The organism is Pseudomonas sp. JQ36 (genome assembly GCF_053851495.1).
The window spans coordinates 1805735-1825663 of the sequence record NZ_CM132642.1 but is presented as its reverse complement, the minus strand read 5'-3'; the positions used below and the strand labels follow the sequence as shown (position 1 = coordinate 1825663).

Sequence of the window (19929 nt, the reverse complement as noted above, 5' to 3'; positions counted from 1 at the left end):
AGTGCTTCCAGCGAGGGGTTATGCTTGTGACTGTCCGCTTTGGTCGAGGGATCCATTTATTTTCAGAAAAAACTTCGATTAATTACCCAAGTGATTCCCGTCTGAAAAATCAGTTTTTTCGTTTTTGCCGTTGTTCGTAGCGGGCCAGCAGCGGCTGGGTGCTGATGCCATGCAGCAAAATGCTCAATGCCACCACTGACAGGGTGATGTTGGTGCACAACGTCGCGACTGAAGGACTCAGCCCGTGGTTCAAGGCATAAAACAGATAGAACAGGCTGCCGATCCCGCGAATGCCGAACCAGCCGATCAACAGCCGCTGACCACCGTCGAGCAAGGTGCCCCAAGGCATCAACGCGACGCAGAGCGGACGCACCACGCAGAACAGCACCGCGCCGATGACCAATGCCCGCCAGTCCCAATGCGGCACCAGCACCACACCGAGCAGGGTCACCAGAAACACTTCCATGGCCCGTTCCACCAGGCTGCCGAACGAGAGCATGTCGCCCATCATGATGCCGGCGGCGACCTGGCTGCTTTCCAGTCGTTCGGTATCGCCGTGCACCGCGTCCTGCGGTTCGATGTTCTGATGGCCCACCACCGGTTGCACCAGATGTTCGGCCGGCGGCTGGCTGGCGCCGGTGGATTTGACTTCTTCCTGGCGCAAGCCGAGGCCGGCGGCGAATACCGACAGAAAACCGTAACCGCCAATCGCATCTGCGCCGACATAGGCCAGGGCAATCAGCGACAGCGCCAGATAGTCGTTCGGGCTCAGGGTGCTGTCATCGTTGCGGATGCGCAGCGACAGGGTCAACCGACCGATGCCGCGACCCATCCAGTAACCGGTCAGCAAACCCACCGGCACCGCCCAGAGCAGACCGTGCAGCACCCAATCGGTCAAAGCACCGGGTTGCGCATCGGCCTGCAACAGCAACAGCCCGAGGATCACGAACGGAAAAGCGATACCGTCGTTGAGCCCGGCTTCACCGGACAGACCGAAGCGCACACTGTCAACATCCCGCGCATCGTTGACCTGTACCAGCGCAGCCAGTACCGGGTCGGTCGGCGCCAGCATCGCCCCGATCAACAGCGACGGCCCCCAAGGCAATTGCAGGCCCCAATGCAGCAATACACTGACCCCGGCAATGGTCAAGACCATTACCGGGCCGGCCAGCCCGAAGGCAATCCGCCAACGCTTGTCGCGCAGTGGCAGACGCAACTTCAGCCCGCAGACAAACAGCGAAAACAGCACCGCCACTTCCGTGAGGTGCTCCATCCAGACCGAGGCGTTTTCCAGTGACAGCTTCAGCAAGTCCAGACCGCTGGGGCCGATGCCGATCCCCAGCAGCAGGCACACCGCCGACGTGGTGACCGGCATCCAGCGCAGGTATGACGAGGTCAGCGCAAGGGTCAGCAACACGGCGCCCAGCACCGCGACCCACACGACAAAGCTCATGTCCGGTCGTCCATCGACGACAGCGTTGGCACCGGGTTAACCAACGGTAGTTCGCAGGTACTCGGGCGAGAGCACGTTGAACCACAGCAGAATCATCGACACCAGAATGGTCACCATCACCAGCAGGCCGACGCCCCAGACGCAGGCCGAGTACAGCAAGCCCTGTTCTTTACGCTCATGCATGAACGTCGGCAGGCCGACGAACAGCAGGAACGTCGAATACACCGACGCGGCACCCAGCACCAGAATCGCCAGCCAGCGGCTCGGATAGAGACCGGCGATCCCGGCGACGAAGAACGGCGTCACGGTATAGGCGGCGAAACCGATGCATTGGTTAAGCGTGGGGCATGCGTCGAACGTCCGTGACATCCAGCGGATGAACCCGCCGATGATCGCGACCCCGGCGACAATCGCCACATACAGCAGAATGCTCAGTTGCAGTGCACTGGCCGTGCTCAAGCGTACGGTCTCGCCGGCTGCCAGACTCCAGCCGACATACGTGGTACCGAGGAACAGGCACACGGCGGGAATCAGCGCCAATAGCAGCAGATGCGCCAGATAGTGGCGGGGATGGGCCTCTTCTTCGCGGCGGATGTCAGTCCAGACGAAGTTGGGCTGGGTGAAGAGTTTGATGAGCGGGGCGGACATGACGACCTCCTGATCCTGCGGACCGGTTGGGGCTCTTAAAGGTATGGAGGGACGTCATGCCGCCAGGTTCAGTTTTTCTCGCGCCGCTCAGAGCATCGGCTTGCCGCCGGTCACGCCATAGCGCTGCCCGGTGATGTAACTGGCTTCATCGGAGGCCAGCAGCACGTAAATCGGCGCCACTTCCACCGGTTGCCCCGGGCGGCCGAGCGGGGTGTTGCCGCCGAAGTTCTGCACCTCTTCATCGGGCATGGTCGAGACGATCAGCGGCGTCCAGATCGGCCCTGGGGCCACGCAGTTCACGCGGATCTCTTTCGGCCCGAGGATCTGCGCCAGACCGCCGGTGAAGTTGGCAATTGCGCCTTTGGTGGTGGCATAGGCCAGCAGGGTCGGTTTGGGCATGTCCGAGTTGACCGAGCTGGTGTTAATGATCGAGGCACCGGGACGCATGTGTTTGATCGCCGCCTGGCACAGCCGGAAAATCGCGGTGATGTTGACGTCGAAGGTCATCACCCATTCGTCGTCGGGGATTTCTTCGAAGGTCTCGTGGGTCATCTGGAACGCGGCGTTGTTCACCAGAATGTCGATGCGCCCGAAGCGTTCGACGGTCTTGTCCACCAGTTCCTGGCAGTGGGCCTTGTGCGCGAGGTCGCCGGACAGCAGCAGGCATTGGCGGCCTGCCTGTTCAACCCAGCGTGCGGTCTCTTTGGCGTCATCATGTTCATTGAGATAGGCCACCACCACATCTGCGCCTTCGCGGGCAAAGGCAATCGCCACCGCACGCCCAATGCCGCTGTCGGCGCCGGTGATCAGCGCAATCTTGCCGGCCAGCCGCCCGGAGCCGACGTAGCTTTGCTCGCCACAGTCGGGGTAAGGCTGCATTTTGCTTTGCGCACCGGGGACGGCTTGGGCTTGTGCGGGGAAGGGTGGTTTTGGATAGTCGGTCATCACAAATCTCCGAGGTTCTCAGGGCAGGTATGGGTGGTTGACCCGGACGGTTTGCCGTGAGTTCGATCGGATTTTGGATGACCACAAAACCATTGTAGGAGTGAGCCTGCTCGCGATGGCGGTGTATCAGCCGACATTGATGTTGAATGTCAGTCAGCTATCGCGAGCAGGCTCACTCCTACAGATTGGTGGTGTTTTCAGATATTGCGGTTTGTCAGGGCACGCTCCATGCGACTGATGCCCTCTTCGAGCAACGACCGCGGGCAGCCGAAGTTCAGGCGCACGAATTGTTGGTGCTGATCACCAAAATCCAGCCCCGCGCTCAGACCAACTCTGGCCTGCTCAAGAAAGAACTGCTGCGGATTGTCCAGGTCCAGCGCCGAGCAATCGAGCCACGCCAGATAGGTTCCCTGCGGCACATTGATCGTCACGCCCGGCAAGCGGCTGCGCACCGCATCCACCAGCCAGTCGCGGTTGGCCTGCAGATAGGTTTTCAGCTCGGCCAGCCACGGCGCGCCTTCGCTGTAGGCGACGCGGGTGGCTTCCATGCCCAGCGGGTTGACGCTATCGACCATGCCACAACGGGCGTGGTTGACGCGCTCGCGCAGGGCGGCGTCTTGGATGATCATGAACGAGGTTTTGAGGCCGGCGATGTTGTAGGCCTTGCTCGCCGACATCAGGGTGATCGTACGTTTGGCGATTTCCGGGCTCAGGGAGGCGGTCGGAATGTGCACGCGGCCGTCGAAGCACAGCTCGGCGTGGATCTCGTCGGAGATGATCCAGGCGTCCTGTGCCGCACAGATATCCGCTACGGCTTGCAGCTCCTCACGGGCAAAGACCTTGCCGATCGGGTTGTGCGGGTTGCTCAGGAGCAGGGCGCCGCCACCGTTCAGCGACTCGCGCAGGGTCTCCAGTGGGGTGGCATAAGTGCCATCGGCCTGGGCGACGAATTCCAGCTCGACCTTGTTCAGCCCCCAATGCCCCGGCGCATGCCGCAGCGGCGGGTAGTTCGGCACCTGCACCACAACATTCTGCTGCGGCTGCACCAGCGCTTTCAAAGCCATGTTGAAACCCGATTCAACGCCCGGCAGGAAGATCAGCTCCTGCGGTTTGACCTTCCAGGCGAACTTGTTCAACAGGTCGGCGACGATGGCTTCACGCAGGTTGTCCTGCGCCACGCTGTAACCCACCAGCGGGTGCAACAGACGCTGCTGCAGTGCCTCGATGATTACCGGCGGCGCGGCGAAATCCATATCAGCGACCCACATCGGCAACACATCGGCCGGGTAGCGGCTCCACTTGGTGCTGCCGGTGTGGTGGCGGTCGAATACCTGATCAAAATCGAAAGTCATGCGCGGTCTCGTGAAGGCGGGTTGTTCATGGGCGTCATGATAAACCCGGAACCCCTGTAGGAGCTGCCGAAGGCTGCGATCTTTTGATCTTGTTTTAAAAAACCAAAATCAAAAGATCGCAGCCTTCGGCAGCTCCTACAGGGGAATGGGGTTAGCCGACAAACGGCCGACGGTCGGTTTTCACACAGAGTGTGTGGTCATTGTCTACAGTGAAAAAGCCGGCAGGCATTCTGCCGTAACCGTGTTTGTCCAGAAAAAGCCCGGCTCAAGTACCGGGTTCCACCTGATCAGGAGTGCACGATGGATCTCAGCCGTCGTCAATTCTTCAAGGTCGCCGGTATCGGCCTTGCAGGCTCTAGCCTGGGCGCGTTGGGCATGGCCCCGACGCAGGCCTTCGCCGAGCAGGTGCGCCACTTCAAGCTTGCCCACACCCATGAAACCCGCAACACCTGCCCGTATTGCTCGGTCGGTTGCGGGTTGATCATGTACAGCCAGGGCGATACCTCGAAGAACGTCGCGCAAAATATCATTCACATCGAGGGCGACGCCGACCACCCGGTCAACCGCGGCACCCTGTGTCCAAAAGGCGCTGGCCTGCTGGACTTCATTCACAGCCCGGGCCGCTTGCAGTATCCGCAAACGCGCAAACCCGGCAGCAGCGAATGGACCCGCATCAGTTGGGACGAGGCGCTGGATCGCATCGCCGACCTGATGAAGGCCGACCGTGACGCCAACTTCATCGAGAAGAACGACAGCGGGCAAACGGTGAATCGTTGGCTGACCACCGGGTTCCTCGCCGCGTCGGCCGCGTCCAACGAAGCCGGCTACATCACTCAGAAGGTGATTCGCAGTCTCGGCATGCTGGGGTTCGATAACCAGGCGCGTGTCTGACACGGCCCGACGGTGGCAAGTCTTGCCCCGACGTACGGCCGTGGAGCCATGACCAACACCTGGACCGATATCGCCAACGCGAATCTGATCCTGGTGATGGGTGGCAACGCAGCAGAAGCGCATCCCTGCGGCTTCAAATGGGTGACCGAGGCCAAGGCGCATAACGCGGCGCGGCTGATTGTGGTCGACCCGCGTTTTACCCGGACCGCTTCGGTGGCCGACTATTACGCGCCGATCCGCACCGGTACCGACATCGCCTTCATGGGCGGGCTGATCAATTACCTGCTGACTCAGGACAAGATCCAGCACGAATACGTGCGCAACTACACCGACGTTTCGTTCATCGTCAAAGCGGGCTATGGCTTTGAGGACGGCATCTTCAGCGGCTATGACGCGGCTAAACGCAGCTACACCGACAAATCCGGCTGGGGTTACGAGCTGGGCGAGGACGGCTTCGTCAAAGTCGACCCGACCCTGCAGGATCCGCGCTGCGTCTATCAATTGATGAAGCAGCATTACAGCCGCTACAACATTGATCTGGCCAGCCAGATCTGTGGGATGCCGGTCGATGCCATGCAGAAAATCTGGGATGAGATTGCCACGTGCTCAACGCCCGGCAAGACCATGACCATTCTCTATGCCCTCGGCTGGACGCAGCACTCGATCGGCGCGCAGATCATCCGCAGCGCGGCGATGGTGCAACTGCTGCTGGGCAACGTCGGCATGCCCGGCGGCGGGGTCAATGCCTTGCGTGGGCACTCGAACATTCAGGGCCTGACCGACCTCGGGTTGTTGTCCAACGCGTTGCCGGGCTATCTGACTTTGGGCAGCGACGCCGAGCAGGACTACCCCGCGTTCATTAAAAAACGCACACAAGTGCCATTGCGTCCGGGGCAACTGTCCTACTGGCAGAACTACAGCAAATTCCACGTCAGCCTGATGAAGTCGTGGTACGGCGCCAACGCCACGCTGGAGAACAACTGGAATTACGATTACCTGCCGAAACTGGATATCCCGAATTACGACGTCCTGAAGATGTTCGACCTGATGAGCCAAGGCAAGGTCAACGGCTACTTCTGCCAAGGCTTCAATCCGATCGCTGCGCTGCCGGACAAAAACCGGGTAATGGGCGCACTGGCCAAGCTCAAATGGCTGGTGGTGATGGACCCGCTGGCCACCGAAACCTCGGAGTTCTGGCAAAACGTCGGGCCATACAACGATGTGAAAAGCGCCGAGATCCAGACCGAAGTGATTCGCCTGCCGACCACCTGCTTTGCCGAGGAGGACGGCTCGCTGGTCAACAGCAGCCGCTGGCTGCAATGGCACTGGAAAGGCGCCGACGGCCCCGGCGAAGCGCAAACCGACATCCGCATCATGAGCGAACTCTTCCTGCGCCTGCGCAAGCGTTATCAGGCCGAGGGCGGCAAGTTCCCCGATCCGCTGCTGAACCTGTCATGGCCGTACAAGATCCCTGACGAGCCATCGCCGGAGGAGCTGGCCAAGGAAATCAACGGCAGCGCCATGGTCGACTTCACCGATGCCAGCGGCGTGGTGGTCAAGGCCGGTTCGCAACTGGCCGGGTTCGGTCTGCTCAAGGATGACGGCAGCACCGCGTCCGGTTGCTGGATCTTCGCCGGCAGCTGGACTGAGGCCGGTAACCAGATGGCCCGACGTGACAATGCCGACCCGTATGGCATGCATCAGCATCAGGGCTGGGCCTGGGCGTGGCCGGCCAACCGGCGGATCCTCTACAACCGCGCTTCGGCGGATGTCGCCGGCAAACCGTGGGATCCGAAAAAACGTCTGGTGTGGTGGAACGGCAAGGCCTGGGGCGGCACCGATGTGCCGGACTACAAGGCCGATGTGCCGCCGGAAGCCGGGATGAACCCGTTCATCATGAACCCGGAAGGCGTGGCGCGGTTCTTCGCCGTCGACAAGATGAACGAAGGGCCATTCCCCGAGCACTACGAGCCGTTCGAAACGCCGATCGGCATCAATCCGCTGCACCCGCAAAACAAGAAAGCCATCAGCAATCCGGCGGCGCGGATCTTCGATTCGGTCTGGGAAAGCCTCGGCGAAGCCAAGGACTTCCCGTACGCCGGCACCAGTTACCGGTTGACCGAGCACTTCCACTTCTGGAGCAAGCATTGCAAGTTGAATGCGATTGCCCAGCCCGAGCAGTTCGTCGAGATCGGCGAAGTGCTGGCGAAGGAGAAGGGCATTGCGGCGGGAGATCGGGTGCGGGTCAGCTGCAAACGCGGGTTCATCGAGGCGGTGGCGGTGGTGACCAAACGCATCCGGCCGCTGCAGGTCAACGGCCAGGTGGTGCATCAGATCGGCATCCCGCTGCACTGGGGATTCACCGGTCAGACACGCCACGGTTACCTGACCAACACCCTGGTGCCGTTCCTCGGCGATGGCAACACACAGACCCCGGAATCCAAGTCATTCCTGGTCAACGTGGAGAAACTGTAAATGGCCAGCCAAGACATCATTGCCCGCTCGGCCACCACCACGGTGCCGCCCTCGGTGAGGAATCAGGAGGCGGTGGCCAAGCTGATCGACACCACCAAATGCATTGGTTGCAAGGCCTGCCAGGTCGCCTGCTCGGAATGGAACGAGCTGCGCGACGAGGTCGGCCACAACCACGGCACCTACGACAACCCGCAGGATCTGAGCGCAGAAACCTGGACCTTGATGCGCTTCACCGAACACGAAACCGACGCTGGCAACCTCGAGTGGCTGATCCGCAAGGACGGCTGCATGCATTGTGCCGAGCCGGGTTGCCTGGCGGCATGTCCGAGTCCCGGCGCGATCATCAAGCACGCCAACGGCATCGTCGATTTCGATCAGGATCACTGCATCGGCTGCGGTTATTGCATCACCGGTTGCCCGTTCAACATTCCGCGCATCTCGCAGAAGGATCACAAGGCCTACAAATGCACCTTGTGTTCCGACCGCGTCGCGGTCGGGCTGGAACCGGCCTGCGTGAAAACCTGTCCGACCGGCGCCATTGTCTTCGGCACCAAGGAAGATATGAAGGAACATGCCGCCGAACGCATCGTCGATTTAAAAAGCCGTGGCTTCGACAACGCCGGGCTGTATGACCCGGAAGGCGTCGGCGGCACCCACGTGATGTACGTGTTGCACCACGCCGACACGCCGAAGATCTACGCCGGGTTGCCGGAGGCGCCGGCCATCAGTCCGCTGGTGGGCTTGTGGAAAGGCATCAGCAAACCCTTGGGCCTGCTGGCGATGGGTGCGGCAGTGCTGGCCGGGTTCTTCCATTACGTACGCATCGGCCCGAATCGGGTTGAAGAGGATGAACATCCGACGCCGCCGGATACCTCCGTACATGTTGTCGACCCGGCGGTGCACACCTTCGATCCACGCGGGGAGGACCGGCCATGAGCAACAAGACGATCCTGCGCTACACCGCCAACCAGCGCACCAATCACTGGCTGGTGGCGATTCTGTTCTTCATGGCCGGGCTGTCGGGACTGGCGTTGTTTCATCCGTCGATGTTCTGGCTGACCAACCTGTTCGGCGGCGGGCCGTGGACGCGGATTCTGCATCCGTACATGGGAATAGCGATGTTCGTGTTGTTCCTCGGTCTGGTGCTGAGTTTCTGGCGCGCCAACTTCTTCATAAGCAACGACCGCAAGTGGATGCGCCGCATTGATCGGGTGTTGGTCAACGACGAAGAAAGCGTACCGCCAGTGGGCAAGTACAACGCTGGGCAAAAGCTGCTGTTCTGGACTTTACTGCTGTGCATGCTCGGGTTGCTGTTCACCGGGCTGGTGATCTGGCGCGCCTGGTTCAGTGCGTATTTCGGCATCACCGTGATTCGCTGGGCGATGCTGTTGCATGCGCTGGCCGGGTTCATTCTGGTGCTGAGCATCATCATTCACATCTACGCGGGCCTGTGGATCAAGGGCTCGGTGGACGCGATGCTGCATGGCTGGGTCAGCCGCGCCTGGGCGAGGAAGCACCACGAACTGTGGTATCGCGACATCACCCGCGATGAACGCAATCCGGACGTGCCGGAGCGACCGATCACCAAAAAGGGCTGACCTTTGGCAACCATTCTTGAACCCGGGGAAATCGAAGCGGCGGCCAGTTCGCCGCCGTTTCTGCACCTGCCACCAAATAATCTGTTCACTTTACGCGCCCAGCGTCTGGAGCAATTGGCTCAGGAGCATCCGCTGGCCGATTACCTGCGTCTGATCGCCGGATTGTGCCGGGCTCAACAGCAGGTTTTCGACGATCCACCGCTGACGGCACCGTTTGATCAGCAAAGGATCGAAGCCTGTCAGCAACATGGCTTACCGCCGTTCGCCGCCGACACATTGGTGCGCGAAGAGGGCTGGCAGGCTTATCTGGGTGCTTTATTGCAACGTTATGTGGCGCCGGATCAACCCGCTGTAGTCGAAGCGCTCGCCACATTACGCGGCGCCAGCGCCGGGCAGTTGCGTGCGTGGGCGGTGGCGCTGGTCAGCGGTCAGTATTCAATGGTGCCGGCGGCGCTGGTGCCGTTTCTCGGCGCCGGCCTGCAAGCGGCGTGGAGCCATTGGCTGCTCAGCGCACCGAACCTGCAACTGAAACCCGGCGACAGCCTCAGCCAGTGCCCGGGTTGCGGTTCACCGGCAATGGCTGGGGTCATTCGTCATCGCGGCAAACACAACGGTCTGCGCTATCTGGTGTGTTCGTTGTGCGCCTGCGAATGGCATGTGGTGCGGGTCAAGTGCGTGTATTGCGAATCGAGCAAAGGCCTCGATTACCTGAGCCTAGAGGATGATCGCCACGCCGCCAATCAGGCGCCGATTCGCGCGGAGGTCTGCCCCAGTTGCAACAGCTACTTGAAACTGGTCTATCTGGAGAACGATGCCGAAGGCGAAGCGTTGTCGGCGGATCTCAGCAGCCTGCTGCTCGACATGCGTCTGGCGCAGGACGGTTATCAGCGTCTGGCACCGAATCTGTTGCTGGCGCCGGGAGACGAATGACCAGAGCGTCTACACTCCTGAAAAACTTGTGAGAGGGGCTTGCTCCCGAAGGGGCCGTGTCAGTCAGATTATTTGTGGCTGACTCACCGCATTCGCGAGCAAGCCCGCTCCCACAATTGGGGGCCGGTGTGCTGTATTTAGACGCGTTGCGTCTGGCCATGCCGGAGAGTCTTTTGTTTTCGGGAGTGGCGGATGTCTTCGAGTGTTGCCCTGCGGTTGCCTTCCATTGATGGTTTGTTGCGTCACCCGGCCTGTGTGCCACTGCTTGAACGTTATGGTCGTGAGGTGTTGCTGAGCGGTTTGCGGCAGTTGCTGGATGAATTGCGCTCAGACGTGTTGCACGGGCAATTGTCAGCCGTCGAAATCAGCCCCGACGTGCTCGCCGGGCGGGTTGGCGAGCGTCTGACGCAGCAACAGCGCAGCAACGTGCGGCGAGTGTTCAACCTGACCGGCACGGTGCTGCACACCAATCTGGGCCGCGCCTTGCTGCCGGACGAAGCCATCGACGCGGTGCAGATGGCCGCGCGTTATCCGCTGAATCTGGAATTCGATCTGGTCAGTGGCAAACGCGGTGATCGCGATGACCTGATCGAAGGCCTGATCCGCGAACTGACCGGTGCTGAAGCCGTCACCGTGGTCAACAATAATGCCGCTGCGGTGCTCCTGACCCTCAACAGCCTTGGTGCGCGCAAGGAAGGCATCATTTCCCGTGGCGAGCTGATCGAGATCGGCGGCGCGTTCCGCATTCCCGACATCATGGCCCGCGCCGGTGTGCGTCTGCACGAAGTCGGCACCACCAACCGCACCCACGCCCGCGATTACGAAGCCGCCATCAGCCCACGCAGCGGCTTGATCATGCGCGTGCATGCGAGCAACTACAGCATCGAAGGCTTTACCGCCCGGGTGCCCACCGCCGAACTGGCCGAGTTGGCCCATCGGCACGGCGTGCCGCTGCTGGAGGATCTGGGCAGCGGCAGTCTGCTGGACTTGACCCGTTGGGGGCTGCCAGCGGAACCGACGGTAAGACAGGCGCTGCTTGATGGCGCGGACATCGTCACCTTCAGCGGCGACAAATTGCTCGGCGGGCCGCAGGCCGGGTTGATTGTCGGGCGCAAAGACTTGATCGCGAAGATCAAGAAGAATCCGTTGAAGCGCGCCTTGCGGGTCGACAAGTTGACACTGGCCGCGCTGGAGGCAGTGCTGGGCCTGTATCGCGATCCGGATCGCCTCGCCGAACGTCTGCCGAGTTTGCGCCTGCTGACTCGCCCGCAAGCCGAGATCCTCGCCCAGGCTTGCCGTTTGCAACCGGCGATGGCTGAAGCCTTGGGCGAACCCTGGCAGGTCAGCGCCGTGCAGGCGTTGGGCATGATCGGCAGCGGCAGCCAACCGGTGGCGCGGTTGCCGAGTGCGGCGCTGTGCCTGCGCCCGCAGGTGTCGAAACGCATGCGCGGGCGTTGTCTGCTGAATCTGGAAGCGGCATTGCGCCAGTTGCCGATCCCGGTGCTCGGGCGCATTGACGACGATGCGCTGTGGCTCGATCTGCGGCAGCTCGACGATGAGCCGGCGTGGCTGGCGCAGTTGCCACAGTTGCAGGTCGAGTCGTGATCGTCGGCACCGCCGGGCACATCGACCACGGCAAGACCTCGCTGCTGCAAGCGCTGACCGGGCAAACCGGCGACCGTCGCCCGCAGGAGCGCGAGCGCGGCATGACCATCGACCTCGGTTATCTCTACGCGGAGCTGGAACCCGGTGCCGGGCTGACCGGGTTCATCGATGTGCCGGGCCACGAGAAATTCACCCATAACATGCTCGCCGGCGCGCAGGGCATCGATCTGGTGTTGCTGGTGGTGGCGGCGGATGACGGGGTGATGCCGCAGACCCGCGAGCATCTGGCGATTGTCCAGTTGCTGGGCATTCCCCGGGCGCTGGTAGCGATCACCAAATGCGATCGGGTTGAAGCGGGCAGGGTAGAAGAGGTGCAGCGCCAGGTTCTGGATTTGCTCGAAGCCGGGCCATTCGCCGATGCGCCGACACTGACCGTGTCGAGCGTGACCGGGCAGGGTGTCGATGAGCTGCGCCAGGGCTTGCTGCAGATTCAAAGCGAAGTGCATGAGCGCAGCCGCGAAGGTGGTTTTCGCCTGGCCATCGACCGCGCCTTCAGCGTGGCGGGCGCCGGGATTGTGGTGACTGGCACGGCGTTGTCGGGCACGGTTTCTGTCGGGGACAGAGTGGCCCTCGGGCCGTCCGGCAAATCGGTGCGGGTGCGGGGCTTGCACGCGCAAAACCAGCCTGCCGAACAGGCCTTCGCCGGGCAACGGGTGGCACTGAATATCAGTGGCGATCGATTGACCCTGGAGCAGATCCATCGCGGCCAATGGTTGTTGGCGGAGTGGCTGCACGCGCCGACGCAACGGCTCGATATCGAGTTTCAACTGCTGCCCGGCGAGCGCACGTTCGAACATTTTCACCCGGTGCATGTGCATCTCGGCACTCAGGACGTCATCGCCCGTGTGGCGTTGCTCGAAGGTTCGCGCTTGAGCCCCGGTCAGCGCATGTTCGCGCAATTGCTGATCAACGCCCCGGTGCACGCGGTGAAGGGCGATCGCTTGATCCTGCGCGACCAGAGCGCGCAACGCACCCTCGGTGGCGGTCAGGTGCTCGACCCGTTCGCCCCGGCCCGACAACGCCGCAGCCCGGAGCGGCTGGCGCAACTGCAGGCCCTGGCCGGCAGCGACAGTCTTGAACAAGCGTTACCACTGCTGCTTGACCACAGCGCTGGCGGCCTCGATCCGCAACGGCTGGAGCGTCAATTCAATCGCCCGCGTGAAGACTGGGCGCTACCAGCCAACGTGCGCCTGATCGACACCCGCCAAGGCCCGGTGCTGTTCAACGTGCAGCGCTGGGGGCTGTTGAAGTTCACCTTGTTGGGCCAGTTGGCAAAATTGCACGAGCTGGAACCGGACCAGATGGGACCGGATCGCGATCGCCTGCGGCGCTTCAGTGGTCTGGCGCTGGAGCGTTCGACCTTCGTCAGCCTGCTGGAAGAACTGCGCGTCGCCGGATCGATCAACGCCAGCGGGCCGTGGTTGCATCTGCCGGATCATCAGGTGCGTTTGAATGCCGAAGACGAAACCCTGTGGCAGCGTATGCAGCCGCTGTTCGAACAGGCCGGGTTTGATCCGCCTTGGGTGCGCGACGTCGCCACAGTGCTCGGTACGGAAGATGCCGTGGTGCGCCTGCTGCTGCGCAAACTGGCGCGCCTGGGTCTGATGCACCAAGTGGTGCGCGATCTGTTTCTGCCTGACGGGCAACTGCGGCGTATGGCCGACATCCTGTTGCAAATGGAACAGGAAAATCCGTCGATCCAGGTGACAACCTTCCGTGATGCGCTAGGCTTGGGACGCAAACGCTGTATTCAGTACCTGGAATACTTCGACCGCCTCGGCCTGACCCGGCGCATCGGCGAATCCCGGGTGATCCGCCACGACAACGCGCTGGCCAGTGCCGACGCACCCTGAGTTCAAAGGAAGGCAATCGCGCCCGGTGGCGCGGCCGGGCTTCAAACCCGGTTGGGGACGGCATCCGTTCCCGGGCAGGTTCGACTCCGGCTGCCTTCCGCCAATTACGCAGCATCACCCAATCCCCTGTGGGAGCGGGCCTGCTCGCGGATGCGGTATGTCATTCAACATCTATGTCGACTGGTCGTCCGCCTTCGCGAGCAAGCCCGCTCCCACAGTGGATGGGGGCTGTACACAAATATTCTGTACACACCGAACCCTGTGGGAGCGGGCTTGCTCGCGAATGCAATCTGCCATTCAACATCTATGTCGACTGGTCGTCCGCCTTCGCGAGCAAGCCCGCTCCCACAGTGGATGGGGGCTGTACACAAATATTCTGTACACACCGAACCCTGTGGGAGGGGGCTTGTTCGCGAAAGCGGTATGTCATTCAACATCTATGTCGACTGGTCGTCCGCCTTCGCGAGCAAGCCCGCTCCCACAGTGGATGGGGGTTGTACACAAATATTCTGTACACACCGAACCCTGTGGGAGGGGGCTTGTTCGCGAAAACGGTATGTCGTTCAACATCTATGTCGACTGGTCGTCCGCCTTCGCGAGCAAGCCCGCTCCCACAGTGGATGGGGGCTGTACACAAATATTCTGTACACACCGAACCCTGTGGGAGCGAGCTTGCTCGCGAATGCAATCTGCCATTCAGCGCATTTTTCAGCCCTGCCAAGCCGCCGGATTCACCAGATTCACCGGCTTCTCCCCAGCCAGAGCCGCCAGCAGATTGTCCACCGCACACCTGGCCATCGCCTCCCGCGTCTCATGCGTCGCCGAGCCCATGTGCGGCGTTGCCACCACATTATTCAGCTGCAACAACGGCGAATCATGATTCAGCGGTTCACGCTCGAACACATCCAGCCCCGCTGCGCGAATCCGCTGATGGCGCAACGCGTCGATCAGCGCCGCTTCATCCACCACTTTGCCCCGCGAGATATTGATGAAGATGCTCTCGGGGCGCATCAGCGCAAACTGCTCGGCGCCGATCAGGCCTTCGGTCTGCGCGGTCAGCGGCAGGGTCAGGCAGATGAAATCCGCCTCTTGCAGTAGCGCCTCAAGGCTACGGTACTGCGCGTCAAAGCGCGCCTCGACCGCCGGTTTTCGCGACTGACTGTGGTAAAGCACCGGCATGCCAAAACCGAAATGTCCACGCTGGGCCAACGCCTCGCCGATGCGGCCCATGCCGATGATGCCCAGGGTCTTGCCGTGCACATCGGTGCCGAAATGCGTCGGGCCTATGTTGCGATGCCATTGGCCACTGCGCACCATATTCGCCAGCTCGACCACGCGCCGGGCGGTGGCGAGGATCAGGGCGAAACCGGTGTCGGCGGTGGTTTCGGTGAGCACGTCCGGGGTGTTGCTGAGGAGGATCTTGCGCTGAGTCAGGTAGTCGATGTCATAGTTGTCGACACCCACCGAGACGCTGGCAATCGCCTCAAGTTGTGGCGCCAGATCGAGCAGCGCGGCATCGAGTTTGAGGCTGGCGCCGAGCAAACCGTGGGCGCCGGGCAGGGCGTCGCGCAGTTTCATCAAGCCGTCGGCGTCGAGGCTTTCGATCAGCGTCACTTCACACTGTTGCTGCAGACGCGACATCAGCGCCGGCGAGAGTTTCTTGTACAGCACGACTTGCTTTTTCATGAGCAAAAATCTCTTCAGGAATGCGCCGGCACGGGACGCGTGACTACGGCTTTGGCCACGACACGATCACTGGCGCCGGGCTTGAGAAAAATCGTCAGCACCACCGACAGCAGCAACGCGCCGCTCATCAGCAAGTACGAGGCACCGGGCGAACCGGTGGAGCTGTTCAGATAGCCGACCAGGTACGAGCCGCCGAACGAGCCCAGCGCGCCCATGCTGTTGATCAGCGCCATGGCCCCACCGGCAACGTTGGCCGGAAGGATCTCTGGAACGATGGCGAAGAACGGCCCGTAAGGCGCGTACATGCAGGCGCCGGCGATCACCAGCAGCGTGTACGACCACCAGAAATGTTCCGCGCCCAAGGCGTAGGAACCGTAGAACGCGACGGAGGCGATCAGCAGTGGCGGCCAGACGAAACGTTTGCGCTTCTGCAGTTTGTCCGAGCCCCACGACACCGCGAGCATGCCAATCACCGCCGCCAGATACGGCAGCGCCGACAGCCAGCCGGCCTCGATCATGTCCATTTGTGCGCCGGCCTTGAGGATCGACGGCAGCCACAGCACGAAGCCGTAGACGCCGATGCTCCAGCAGAAAAACTGCAGCGCCAGAATGATCACCTTTGGCGAACGGAAGGCTTCGGCGTAGTTCTTCACCGCTTTGATCCCGACCTGTTCGGCGGCAAGGGCGCTTTCCAGGTCGTGCTTTTCCTGCTCGCTCAGCCACTTGGCCTGAGCGGGACGATCATCGGCCAGTTTCCACCAGATAAACGCCCAGAGCACCGCCGGCAAACCTTCGATGATGAACATCCAGCGCCAGCTGAAGTGCTGCACCAGATAGCCCGAAACCACCGACATCCACAGCATCGTTACCGGGTTGCCGAGGATCAGAAAGGTGTTGGCCCGCGAGCGTTCGGCACGGGTGAACCAGTGGCACAGGTAGACCAGCATCGCCGGCATCACCGCCGCTTCGACCACGCCGAGCATGAAGCGGATCACGATCAGCCAGTAAGCGTTGGACACCACGCCGGTCAGGGTGGCGAGGCCGCCCCAGAAAATCAGGCTGAAGAAGATCAGCTTTTTCACGCTGTGCTTTTGCGCGTAGATCGCACCCGGCACCTGGAAGAAAAAGTAGCCGAGGAAGAACAGCGCACCGAGCAATGAAGACAGGCCCGGGGTGATCATCAGGTCGGCGGCCATACCGGACGCGGCGGCGAAGCCGTAGTTGGCGCGATCCAGATACGCCAGGCTGTAGGTGATGAACACGATGGGCATGATGTACCACCAACGGCGGGCGGCGAGGGTTGCGGTTTTCATGGTGTTGCTCCTGAGCTTGTTGTTTTTGTCGCAGCAGGTTCAATGAATCGGTTGTCTGAGCGGGCCTCATCGCGAGCAGGCTCACTCCTACAAGGGTTATGTGTTTGCCGCTGCAGCTGTGACTGGCGGAGATCCACTGTAGGAGTGAGCCTGCTCGCGATCAGCGGCCTCGAATTCGGCGACGAGCTCAGACCGGGTCGGCAAACCCTCCATATCCCCGCGACTCTGCACCGCCCGACTGCCAATCCAGTTCGCGCGTTGCACCGCCTCGGCAAAGCTCTGATGTTCCAGCAGGGCACTGATCATGCCGACGGCAAATCCGTCGCCCGCACCCACCGTGTCGACCACGTTGGCCACCGGCACCCCGGCGACAAAACCCTGATCCAGATGCGTGCGGTAATAGGCACCCTGTGGCCCAAGCTTGATCGCTACGGCTTCGGCACCCTGATCGAGATAAAACGCGGCGATGTCCGCCGGGTCTTCGAAGCCAGTCAGCAAGCGACCTTCGCTCAAACCCGGCAAGACCCAATGGGCGAGGGCAGCGAGGCGGTTGATCTCGCGGATCATCTCTTGCTCAGAGGCCCACAGGCTCGGGCGCAGATTGGGGTCGAACGACACGCTGCGCCCGGCATGGCGCATGCGTGTCATCAGCTCGAACGACATTTCCCGGGCGGTTGCCGACAGCGCCGGCGGAATTCCGGTGGCGTGCAGGTGACGGGCGCCGAGCAAGGTGTCGCTGATTGACTGCACGGACAAATGACTGGCCGCCGAGCCACGGCGGAAATACTCGACCTGCGGGTCGCTGCCGTCGTCGTTACGGGACTTGAACTGAAAACCGGTCGGATGCTGGTGATCGACCGCGACATGGCTGCAATCCAGACCTTCCTTGATCAAGGTCTCGACCACAAAACGTCCGAGGGAATCGCTGCCGACCCGGCTCAGCCACGCCACATTGAAACCCAGGCGCGACAGGCCGATCGCCACGTTGCTGTCGGCGCCGGCAATGCGTTTGTGAAAGTGCTCGACCGCAGCCAGATCACCGGTCTGCTCGGCGACCAGCATCGCCATGGTTTCGCCGAACGACAGAATATCGATGTCAGACATGGGCAGGCTCCAGACGCGATTGGCCGAGGCGGGCGAGGGCGGCCACGTGCTCGGTAGTCAGTGCCACGAGGTCATCGGCCTGCAATGGGTATTCGGCGGCACGCATGACGCCTTGGGCCATGTGCCGCAGCAGTTGTTCCCACAAATGCAGGTCGCTGACGGCCGGTGGCACGGCGACCAGTTTGCCGTCGGCGCGGCGCGCTACCGCTTTGCAGTGCACGTAGCCGACGTGGCGTCCGAGCAGGCGTGCGGCGTTGGCGGCGGACTGGTCCTGCCACTGCCAGTTGCCGATGTCGAAGGTCATCTTGATCGGCAAATCATGCTGCTCGACCGCCGCGAAAAAGCGCTGGAACGGCTCGATGCGGCCGCCATGCAAGGTCTGATCGTTTTCCACCAGCAACTGCACCGGACTGTTGCCCAGCAGTTGTTTCAGCACCTGCAAATCACAGTTGTCGGTGAAGTAACCGAGCGAGACTTTCAGCCATTTCGAGCCAAACGCCTCTGCATGTTGCAGGGCGCTGATCAACTCGGGATTGGGCCGTGCCTGCCCGGCGAGCCACAGTTCGCTCGGCGACGAATAAATGCTTTGCAGGCCCTGCGCCCGGGCGGCGGCGTGCAGTTGCTCGGGCACTTCGCGGGTCAGCAACTCTTCGCGCCACTCGATGCGATCAGCGCCGGCAGCGGCCAGCACATCGATGAAGAAGTCCTGCCCGCGTTGGCGCACAAGCTCGGCGCCGTAGCTGGACAGACTGATGGAAACGGCAGGTTTATTCATTGTTATCTACCTCTGAAACCGGTTTCATTTTTGTTCAAAAAAATCTGATTGATCTTCGTCGGGCGTTCGGGCGCCATCGCGAGCAGGCTCGCTCCTACATTTGGAATGCGCTCCCCCTGTAGGAGTGAGCCTGCTCGCGATGGCGCCATAACAGTCACCGCAAAGATCCTCGGGTAGACCCGCGCTCAACCAGCACCGGCGCAAAATCCACTCTGCGCGCTACCTCGACATCCCCCCGCAAACGCTTGAGCAAACACTCAAACGCCCGCGCGCCAATCTCGGCTGTGGGCTGAGCGAGGGCGGTAATCCCGCTGCCGACCAACGGGTACCAATCCAGATCATCCAGGGCAATCAGCCCGACATCCTCGAACAATCGGCAACCGATTTCGCGCAAGGCGAGGGTGCAGGCCAACGCTGCCACGCCATTGGCGCAGAACAGCGCTTTCGGCCCATTCGCCGGTTGCTTCAAGAAGTTCTGAAGTTGAGTGGCGAGTTCTGCGCCGGTTTCCAGCTCCGCACCGGTCAGACCGGAACGCTGGGCCATCTGCTGCTGAAAACTGCTGACTCGCTCGATCCGCGAACTGGTGCCGTCAAAAGGCTCAGTCACCAGCAACACATCGCGATAGCCGCGCTGCTCAAGGTGCGTCAGGGCCATCTCGACCGCCTGCGGGTTGTTCAGCCCGAGCATGTCGCTGTCGAGGCCATCGACCTTGCGATCCACCAGCACCAGCGGCATTTCCCGGTGCAGTTCGTGGAGTTCGTCACGGTGGTGGCCAAGGGTGTTCACGATCAGCCCTTCGATGTTGTACGAGCGCAACAGCGCCAGGTGCTGGCGTTCCTGTTCGTCATCACGGTCGGTGTTGCACACGACAAGGCTGTAGCCGTGCGCACGGCAGGCGGTTTCCACCCCGTGCATCACGGCAATCGAATAAGGGTTGCGGATATCGGCCACCAGCATGCCGATCAGGCGGGTACGCCCGCGTTTGAGGCCACGGGCCATCTGGTTCGGGCGATAACCCAGCTCACTGATCGCCTGCTCGATACGCAGTGCGATGGCATCGGAGAGCAGGGCGCGGTCATCGCCGATAAAGCGCGAGACGCTGGCCTTGGACACGCCGGCGCGCTCGGCAACATCAAGCATGGTCACGCGGCTGCGCTGGGCGGCGGAGAAGTCGTTCACGGTCTGAAACCTATTATTGGATTTATTCGTTCCGTGCGCCGCGATGGCGCTGAAACCGGTT

The 19929-nt window shown here is 61.7% G+C and carries 14 protein-coding genes, 1 tRNA gene and 1 pseudogene; 7 read left to right on the top strand and 9 right to left on the bottom strand.

What is annotated here, in order from left to right:
• Nucleotides 1-109: 109 nt before the first annotated feature.
• The 4 genes from ACS4NR_RS08165 to ACS4NR_RS08150 all read right to left on the bottom strand — a co-directional run bounded on the left by ACS4NR_RS08165 (nucleotide 110) and on the right by ACS4NR_RS08150 (nucleotide 4398).
• The gene (locus ACS4NR_RS08165) at nucleotides 110-1453 is read right to left on the bottom strand and encodes a cation:proton antiporter (RefSeq protein ID WP_253149891.1); all 1344 of its coding nucleotides are present in this window, start codon (nucleotides 1451-1453) and stop codon (nucleotides 110-112) included.
• A 36-nt stretch (nucleotides 1454-1489) separates the two neighbouring features.
• Nucleotides 1490-2101 carry a Yip1 family protein gene (locus ACS4NR_RS08160; RefSeq protein WP_456019653.1) on the bottom strand — a complete coding sequence of 204 codons (612 nt, stop codon included), beginning with the start codon at nucleotides 2099-2101 and terminating at the stop codon, nucleotides 1490-1492.
• Nucleotides 2102-2188: 87 nt separating this feature from the next.
• Nucleotides 2189-3046, bottom strand: a complete 858-nt coding sequence (locus ACS4NR_RS08155) for a glucose 1-dehydrogenase (protein WP_166495796.1) — start codon at nucleotides 3044-3046, stop codon at nucleotides 2189-2191.
• Between the two features lie 197 nt (nucleotides 3047-3243).
• Nucleotides 3244-4398 (bottom strand): MalY/PatB family protein, encoded by a 1155-nt coding sequence (locus ACS4NR_RS08150; protein ID WP_456019651.1) that lies wholly within the window; start codon nucleotides 4396-4398, stop codon nucleotides 3244-3246.
• Between the two features lie 300 nt (nucleotides 4399-4698).
• On the opposite strand from ACS4NR_RS08150, the gene fdnG reads away from it, so the two are divergent.
• The 7 genes from fdnG (at nucleotide 4699) to ACS4NR_RS08115 (ending at nucleotide 13913) form a co-directional block, all read left to right on the top strand.
• On the top strand, nucleotides 4699-7764 hold the full coding sequence (fdnG, locus tag ACS4NR_RS08145) for a formate dehydrogenase-N subunit alpha (protein WP_456019650.1): 3066 nt from the start codon (nucleotides 4699-4701) through the stop codon (nucleotides 7762-7764).
• Nucleotides 7765-8700, top strand: a complete 936-nt coding sequence (fdxH, locus tag ACS4NR_RS08140; RefSeq protein ID WP_095135936.1) for a formate dehydrogenase subunit beta — start codon at nucleotides 7765-7767, stop codon at nucleotides 8698-8700.
• Complete coding sequence (locus tag ACS4NR_RS08135; protein ID WP_456019649.1) at nucleotides 8697-9362, top strand: formate dehydrogenase subunit gamma; 666 nt, start codon at nucleotides 8697-8699, stop codon at nucleotides 9360-9362. Before fdxH ends, ACS4NR_RS08135 begins: the two co-directional genes overlap by 4 nt.
• A 3-nt stretch (nucleotides 9363-9365) precedes the next feature.
• Nucleotides 9366-10292 carry a formate dehydrogenase accessory protein FdhE gene (gene fdhE, locus ACS4NR_RS08130; RefSeq protein ID WP_456019647.1) on the top strand — a complete coding sequence of 309 codons (927 nt, stop codon included), beginning with the start codon at nucleotides 9366-9368 and terminating at the stop codon, nucleotides 10290-10292.
• Between the two features lie 192 nt (nucleotides 10293-10484).
• The gene (gene selA, locus ACS4NR_RS08125; protein ID WP_456019646.1) at nucleotides 10485-11897 is read left to right on the top strand and encodes an L-seryl-tRNA(Sec) selenium transferase; all 1413 of its coding nucleotides are present in this window, start codon (nucleotides 10485-10487) and stop codon (nucleotides 11895-11897) included.
• Nucleotides 11894-13810, top strand: coding sequence for a selenocysteine-specific translation elongation factor (selB, locus tag ACS4NR_RS08120; protein ID WP_456020376.1), 1917 nt, complete (start codon nucleotides 11894-11896; stop codon nucleotides 13808-13810). Before selA ends, selB begins: the two co-directional genes overlap by 4 nt.
• A gap of 7 nt (nucleotides 13811-13817) precedes the next feature.
• Nucleotides 13818-13913: transfer RNA gene (locus tag ACS4NR_RS08115), tRNA-Sec, on the top strand.
• A 605-nt stretch (nucleotides 13914-14518) separates the two neighbouring features.
• Here the strand turns inward: ACS4NR_RS08115 and ACS4NR_RS08110 are convergent.
• The 5 genes and pseudogenes from ACS4NR_RS08110 to ACS4NR_RS08090 all read right to left on the bottom strand — a co-directional run bounded on the left by ACS4NR_RS08110 (nucleotide 14519) and on the right by ACS4NR_RS08090 (nucleotide 19868).
• The gene (locus ACS4NR_RS08110) at nucleotides 14519-15496 is read right to left on the bottom strand and encodes a 2-hydroxyacid dehydrogenase (RefSeq protein ID WP_456020375.1); all 978 of its coding nucleotides are present in this window, start codon (nucleotides 15494-15496) and stop codon (nucleotides 14519-14521) included.
• Nucleotides 15497-15517: 21 nt separating this feature from the next.
• A pseudogene (locus ACS4NR_RS08105) lies at nucleotides 15518-16809 on the bottom strand (MFS transporter); the annotation flags it as partial.
• 96 nt (nucleotides 16810-16905) lie between these two features.
• On the bottom strand, nucleotides 16906-17913 hold the full coding sequence (locus ACS4NR_RS08100; protein ID WP_456019645.1) for a sugar kinase: 1008 nt from the start codon (nucleotides 17911-17913) through the stop codon (nucleotides 16906-16908).
• Complete coding sequence (locus ACS4NR_RS08095) at nucleotides 17906-18688, bottom strand: sugar phosphate isomerase/epimerase family protein (protein ID WP_166495788.1); 783 nt, start codon at nucleotides 18686-18688, stop codon at nucleotides 17906-17908. Before ACS4NR_RS08095 ends, ACS4NR_RS08100 begins: the two co-directional genes overlap by 8 nt.
• Before the next feature lie 154 nt (nucleotides 18689-18842).
• Complete coding sequence (locus ACS4NR_RS08090) at nucleotides 18843-19868, bottom strand: LacI family DNA-binding transcriptional regulator (RefSeq protein ID WP_456019643.1); 1026 nt, start codon at nucleotides 19866-19868, stop codon at nucleotides 18843-18845.
• Between the last annotated feature and the right edge of the window lie 61 nt (nucleotides 19869-19929).

What these genes read in the sequence shown, in the direction of transcription:
- ACS4NR_RS08095 (WP_166495788.1), bottom strand. Translation starts at nt 18,688, where the DNA reads ATGAATAAACCTGCCGTTTCCATCAGTCTGTCCAGCTACGGCGCCGAG.
- fdxH (WP_095135936.1), top strand. Translation starts at nt 7,765, where the DNA reads ATGGCCAGCCAAGACATCATTGCCCGCTCGGCCACCACCACGGTGCCG.
- ACS4NR_RS08135 (WP_456019649.1), top strand. Translation starts at nt 8,697, where the DNA reads ATGAGCAACAAGACGATCCTGCGCTACACCGCCAACCAGCGCACCAAT.
- ACS4NR_RS08165 (WP_253149891.1), bottom strand. Translation starts at nt 1,453, where the DNA reads ATGAGCTTTGTCGTGTGGGTCGCGGTGCTGGGCGCCGTGTTGCTGACC.
- ACS4NR_RS08155 (WP_166495796.1), bottom strand. Translation starts at nt 3,046, where the DNA reads ATGACCGACTATCCAAAACCACCCTTCCCCGCACAAGCCCAAGCCGTC.
- selA (WP_456019646.1), top strand. Translation starts at nt 10,485, where the DNA reads ATGTCTTCGAGTGTTGCCCTGCGGTTGCCTTCCATTGATGGTTTGTTG.
- ACS4NR_RS08100 (WP_456019645.1), bottom strand. Translation starts at nt 17,913, where the DNA reads ATGTCTGACATCGATATTCTGTCGTTCGGCGAAACCATGGCGATGCTG.
- ACS4NR_RS08160 (WP_456019653.1), bottom strand. Translation starts at nt 2,101, where the DNA reads ATGTCCGCCCCGCTCATCAAACTCTTCACCCAGCCCAACTTCGTCTGG.
- ACS4NR_RS08110 (WP_456020375.1), bottom strand. Translation starts at nt 15,496, where the DNA reads ATGAAAAAGCAAGTCGTGCTGTACAAGAAACTCTCGCCGGCGCTGATG.
- ACS4NR_RS08150 (WP_456019651.1), bottom strand. Translation starts at nt 4,398, where the DNA reads ATGACTTTCGATTTTGATCAGGTATTCGACCGCCACCACACCGGCAGC.